Genomic DNA, 5,807 nt, shown 5'->3' with positions numbered 1-5,807 from the left:
TTTTGAACTAATAATACCTTCATTTTTCATTTCAACTAACATTGCTGCAAGACTCGTAGAATCCATTCCCCCACTCATAGGAAGAACTATAGAATCTGTACGTACTCTGTCCAAGATTGAAGAACGAAAAACTTCTAAAAAGTGTTCTATATAATCATTATCATTTTTATATTTCAATATAGGTCTACCATCTGATGGAAACCAATATCTTTTTATTTTCATTCTCTTGTTGCTAAACTGTAAGAAGTTTGCAGGTGGTAAAGCTTGAATATCTTTGAAGGATGTAATAGATTTATCTGCCCAATGGTGTAGTCCAAACATTAAGTTATATGCAATTGCTCTGTCATTCACTTCTTTTGTGACTTCTGGATGTTGGAGCAATGTATATAAATTGTTACTGATAATAAAACAGTTTTTTGTTTCTGCATAATATAGTTGTTTTAGGGCGAAGATATCTGTCCCGCAAAAAATCATGTTTTTTCGGTTATCCCAGATAACGAATGCAAAATCACCCAAAAGATGCTCCAGACATTGTTCACCCCATTTACGATAAGCATGTAGTATCAATTTAGAATCTGGCGTTTTTGAAAGGTTGACCTCTCGTTTTAATCCCAATTTTGCAACTAGATATTCCCGATCGTCGATCCGAGCAGAGCAGACGATCCATATTTTTCCGTCAAGCGTTGCAGGCTGATTTTCATATTCAGCTTCATAGGTTGTCCTAAATAGTGCATGACCCATACCAATATGATTGTCAATATACGTTTTACTTTTATCTGGACCATGTACTTTGAGTGTCTTCATCAATTTATTCAAAAGGTTAGGATTGATTGTATGTTTATTTTTGTTATAGATGACAATAAATCCACTCACTTTATACTCCTGCTATGTTCACAAATAACCTCATGCATTGCAGCAAGTCTTTCCATATCCCAAGGCACTTTTACATGAAATACTCTAATACTATTTAACATTTTTGAAAGATATTTCAACTGCTGTGGTTTTAACCATGAGAACATATAGAGATAATTGGGTAACAATACATCAAATTTTGAAAAACCTTTGATTTCCTCTATCGTGATCTTCGCATCACCTTCAACGCCTTCAAGTTCATAAAAAGCATGAATAGGCTTAAAATTTGTCGTAAAATTATCAACACGATAACCCAACTCTTCAAACTTCCGATAAGGACGATGATAGGGGTGAGAACCCACTGCCATAAACTTACCATCTTTAATAAAAGTTGGAACTTTATCATCTGAAATAAGTGGATGACCCTGTTTTATGAAGTAGTCTGTCATAGTTGATTTACCACCCATAGATGGAGCGATGAAAAAGATAGGTTTATCATCTACTTCTACAGCTCCAGCATGAAGAAAATCATACATATTTTCTAAAACCATGTAAAGTGGTAAAAACAGATGAATGAACCAAAAACCAAGCAAGTCAGCATCACCTTTTTTATCTAATTCATAGTATATGGTACGTTCTCCACCTATCCAGTAAAACTTCACTATATCTTGAACTTCATAACACCATGGCTGTCCTACTTCACTACCTTCAAATACACGGTCACTATAAAGATATACTTTTCGATCGTGCGTCCAATATAAATAAAGTCCACAGATAATAGAGTTTTTTAGTTCAGTAGGAATATTTGAAGAAAGCTCCACTTCATATCGTACTTCTGTTTCATGTGAAAGGTCTAGAGGAAACTCAATATCACTGTTGATCTTTGTACCATAAACTATCATTCTTTCCCCCATCCAAACACCGAAAGCACTGTAAATTCCTCATGCACTCCATCACCAGTAATAATAGTATTCCCACACTGTGACCAGGCATGCGCTTTCATCTTCTCTTCACTCTCTTTGTCTTTCGCGGCTCCCAAGTAAAATACCCCTGGGATACCGCGTTTTTGTAACATCTTTTGTGCAGCGAGAGACTGTACAAGGCAAGCACTCTCCCATGGAGTATATTCTGCTGCTCTAGTGATAGCTTTACCTACTGCGATGGCGTTAGTATTCTCTTTATCATTCAATGCAGCTATCTCCTCTTTGTTTGGCAAATGTTCTAAAGAACGAGTCAAACGTTTAAACGAAACCGTCAAGATAGCGGCACGCATAATGCCTAATGTCACATAAGCTTCTAAAAAAAGTTTTTTCTCTTCTGATGACAGTTTGGTAAATTTTTTAATTTTATTTAACATCAAAATCCTCTTTTATCAACCCTTTTTTTTGAAGCATATCATAAGACCCTTCAGCTTTTACTCTACCCTCTTCAATCAGATAGATATGGTCAGCCTGCTTTATAGTCGTAGTTCTGTGTGCGATGATGATAGTTGTACGACCTTTGAGGAATGGTGCTAATGTTTCATAGAGATGGAATTCTGTTGCATTGTCCAGTGCTGATGTTGCTTCATCAAAGATGACGATCTTTGGATCTGAAAGTATGAGTCTGGCTATGGCTAACCTTTGACGTTGTCCACCTGAGAGACGTATACCATTTTTACCTATGGGTGTTTCTAAACCATATTCTAAATTTCGAACAAATTCTTCAAGTTGTGCTGCTTTCAATGCTTCATAAATCTCTACCTCACTCTTCTCTTTTGAGAGAGTCAAGTTCATACGTATGGTATCGTTAAAAAAGAGTGCCTGTTGTAACATCAGTGCTACATTCTCACGTACTACAGGTAATCCTATCTGCTCTATGGGTACATCGCCATAGAGTATCTCTCCCGTGTGTGAAGGGTAAAATCCTACCATGATCTGCGCAATGGTTGTTTTCCCGCTACCACTAGGACCTATGAGTGCTATTTTCTGTCCTGCTTTTGCTTGTAGACTAATGTTATATAGTACTTCTTTACCATTACCGTAAGCAAAACAAATCTTTTTAAGTTCAACAGAAGTGGTCTTAACATCTTCAAAAGGATTTACTTCATGTGGGTAATGTGGTTCCTGAGAAAGGGAAAGCAATGTATTTATACGTTCTAGTGCGGGTTTCGTACTTTGATAAGAGATAATCAATCCCATGAGTTGCTGAATGGGTGCAACAAGCGTTGAAAGGTAAAAGAGAAAAGCAATCATCATCCCTATAGTTAAATCCGAATACGCTACCGCAGCGATGCCCAGTGCTCGGAAGATGTCCACCACGGTATTGGTCAAAAGTGTGGAAGAGCTGTGCGCTACAGAAGCTTTATACCCATAGTCAAGTGAAGCCGTTTCTATCTCTTTTGCACGCCCTTGAAGGATACCAAAGAAAGACTTTTCCTGATTGCTCGCACGTACCTGGATAAATAGTTCCAGGGTTTCATTGAGGAGTTCATGGTAGAGTTCATAAGCTTCATGCTGACGGCGTAACAACTCACCTGTCTTACGTCCCAAAATGCGTGAAAAGCCAAGAAAAAGAGGGTTCAGCATAAATACCAATAATGCCAGTACCCAATTCATCCAAAGCATGATCGCAGCAATTCCTACCAGCATTAAAGAAGCACTCAACACTGTTGTCACCACCTGTCCAGCAAAACCACTGACACTCTCTACATCCTGCACAGTCTTGGAAGCAATGCCTCCTGACTTAAGTGTCTCATACTCGGAGAGTGAAACACGTTCTAAGTGATGTAAGATGCGATGACGCAGTAGGTAGCTTATCTTTTCTGAGATTTTAGTGGCATATAACGTTTTTCGGTTATTGAAGAAAAAAGCTAAAAATCGTAGAGTAAGGACCACAACCAAAATAACTGTTATGTAAACCCACACTTCAGAACTTCCAAAAAAACCAGAGATCATCTCTGTCATTTTCCCAGAATGCACCAATAAAACTTCATCGATAAGAAGAGGAATAAGCATAGGGATAGGTAGTAAAAGTAGTGTAGCTACTATACCATAAAGACTGGTACGCCAAAAATCATTTTTTTGTGTTTTAATCTGATTATAGAGCGTTTTAAATGTGTAGTATCCAGTCATAAACTAAGCTCTCTCCTTAATTTAAAGGAAATGTCCCATCTGCTCTTTTTTAACCTGAAGATAGCCTTCATTATGAGGGTTAGGAGTGATTTGGATAGGGAGGCGTTCTATGATTTCTATATCACCTAGACTGTCTATCTTTTTAGGGTTGTTAGTAAGTAGTTTCAGTTTTTTAATACCAAAATGTTTTAAAATAAATTCTACTACTTCATAGGTACGTTCATCTGCCTTAAAGCCAAGCTGATGATTTGCTGCTACGGTGTCCAGTCCCCCATCTTGAAGTGCATAGGCATTTACTTTATTGAGCAACCCAATGTTACGTCCTTCTTGACGATGATAAATGATCATCCCACCCTCTTTTGCAATGAGTGCCTGTGCAAAATGAAGTTGCTCTCCACAGTCACACTTGACTGAGCCCAGTGCATCGCCAGTCAAACATTCAGAGTGTATACGCACAATAGGCTCATCCGATAGATCCTCTGTGAAAAGAGCCAAATGTTCTTTGTTGCCTTCTCTAAAAGCTTGAATTTTAAACGTACCGTATTTGGTGGGTAAAGTAGCGATTTGTGATATTTTTATACTATTCATGACGAGATTATACTTTAAGAATAAGTAATTAATAATTAATAATTAATAATTATTGTAAAATACTTCAAAAGATATCATAAGGCCGCACATGTTCGCACGTTTTAGAAGAAAAAGAATCAATCCCGTCCTAAGAGACCTTCTCCAGGAAACACACCTCTCTGTCAATGACTTCATCTACCCTCTTTTCGCAAAAAGTGGTGTAGGCATTAAAGAAGAAGTCGGATCTATGCCTGGTGTTTTTCAAATGAGCATCGACGAGATAGTCAAAGAGTGTGATGTACTCAAAGAGCTCGGTATCTACTCCATCATACTCTTTGGTATACCAGATACGAAAGACTCTGTAGGATCTGACGCGATGTGTGAACACGGTATCATCGCACAAACAATACGTGAAGTAAAGGCTGTTCACCCAGATATGTTTGTTGTTACAGACCTTTGTTTCTGTGAATACACAGACCATGGACACTGTGGCGTAATCGACCCTGTACTTCATACAGTTGACAACGACATCACACTTGACAACTTAGCCAAACAAGCGGTCGTACACGCCAAAGCAGGTGTTGACATGATAGCCCCATCAGGTATGATGGACGGAATGATCACGGCTATTCGTGCGGGACTGGATGGTGCAGGTTTTGTCAACCTTCCTGTCATGTCTTACTCTACGAAATTTTCTTCAGCCTATTATGGACCTTTCCGCGATGTCGCTGAGTCCAGTCCAAGTTTTGGAGACAGAAGATCTTACCAGATGAACCCTGCTAACCGTAACGAAGCAATCTTGGAGAGTATAGAAGATGAAAAAGAAGGTGCTGACATCCTTATGGTTAAACCTGCACTTGCTTACCTTGACATCGTAAGAGACGTTAAGAACAACACTTCACTTCCACTGGCTGTTTACAACGTCAGCGGTGAATACTCTATGCTCAAAATGGCTGCAAAAGTCGGTGTCATAGACTACGATAAAGTCATGATGGAAACACTCATGGCATTTAAACGTGCGGGTGCAGATATCATCATCACGTATCATGCAAAAGAAGCAGCAATACTGCTTCAAAAATAACCCCATACTCACTTGCACTTACCTCTAAAGTGCAAGTCTCTCCAACTTTCAAGCCTTTTATGGTAAAATAATCTCTTTTAATTTTTACATTTATAGATAATGTATAAAGGACAGTCCGATGAGACACTTTTTAACACTCAAAGATTTTACAAAAGAAGAGATCTTGGAGATGATAACATTAGCACAGAAGATAA

The 5,807-nt window shown here is 38.3% G+C and carries 5 protein-coding genes and 1 pseudogene; 1 reads left to right on the top strand and 5 read right to left on the bottom strand.

The window, feature by feature from the left end; all coding sequences use genetic code 11:
• The 5 genes and pseudogenes from ABYK33_RS13245 to ribA all read right to left on the bottom strand — a co-directional run.
• A pseudogene (locus ABYK33_RS13245) lies at window positions 1-873 on the bottom strand (hypothetical protein); the annotation flags it as partial.
• The gene (locus ABYK33_RS13240; protein WP_373033746.1) at window positions 870-1,754 is read right to left on the bottom strand and encodes a hypothetical protein; all 885 of its coding nucleotides are present in this window, start codon (window positions 1,752-1,754) and stop codon (window positions 870-872) included. The gene ABYK33_RS13240 and the pseudogene ABYK33_RS13245, both read right to left, overlap by 4 nt.
• Window positions 1,751-2,209 carry a lasso peptide biosynthesis B2 protein gene (locus tag ABYK33_RS13235; protein WP_373033745.1) on the bottom strand — a complete coding sequence of 153 codons (459 nt, stop codon included), beginning with the start codon at window positions 2,207-2,209 and terminating at the stop codon, window positions 1,751-1,753. The genes ABYK33_RS13240 and ABYK33_RS13235 overlap by 4 nt, the downstream gene beginning before the upstream one ends.
• On the bottom strand, window positions 2,199-3,965 hold the full coding sequence (locus tag ABYK33_RS13230) for an ABC transporter ATP-binding protein (protein WP_373033743.1): 1,767 nt from the start codon (window positions 3,963-3,965) through the stop codon (window positions 2,199-2,201). Before ABYK33_RS13230 ends, ABYK33_RS13235 begins: the two co-directional genes overlap by 11 nt.
• A 21-nt stretch (window positions 3,966-3,986) precedes the next feature.
• The gene (gene ribA, locus ABYK33_RS13225) at window positions 3,987-4,553 is read right to left on the bottom strand and encodes a GTP cyclohydrolase II (RefSeq protein ID WP_373033742.1); all 567 of its coding nucleotides are present in this window, start codon (window positions 4,551-4,553) and stop codon (window positions 3,987-3,989) included.
• 88 nt (window positions 4,554-4,641) lie between these two features.
• Between ribA and hemB the strand changes: the two genes are divergently transcribed.
• The gene (gene hemB / locus ABYK33_RS13220; protein ID WP_373033741.1) at window positions 4,642-5,613 is read left to right on the top strand and encodes a porphobilinogen synthase; all 972 of its coding nucleotides are present in this window, start codon (window positions 4,642-4,644) and stop codon (window positions 5,611-5,613) included.
• The last annotated feature ends 194 nt before the right edge of the window (window positions 5,614-5,807 follow it).

The sequence above is a fragment of the Sulfurovum sp. genome (genome assembly GCF_041562805.1).
GTDB lineage: Bacteria > Campylobacterota > Campylobacteria > Campylobacterales > Sulfurovaceae > Sulfurovum.
The sequence above is the reverse complement of the archived record's forward strand: the minus strand, read 5'-3'. Positions and strand labels throughout refer to the sequence as shown.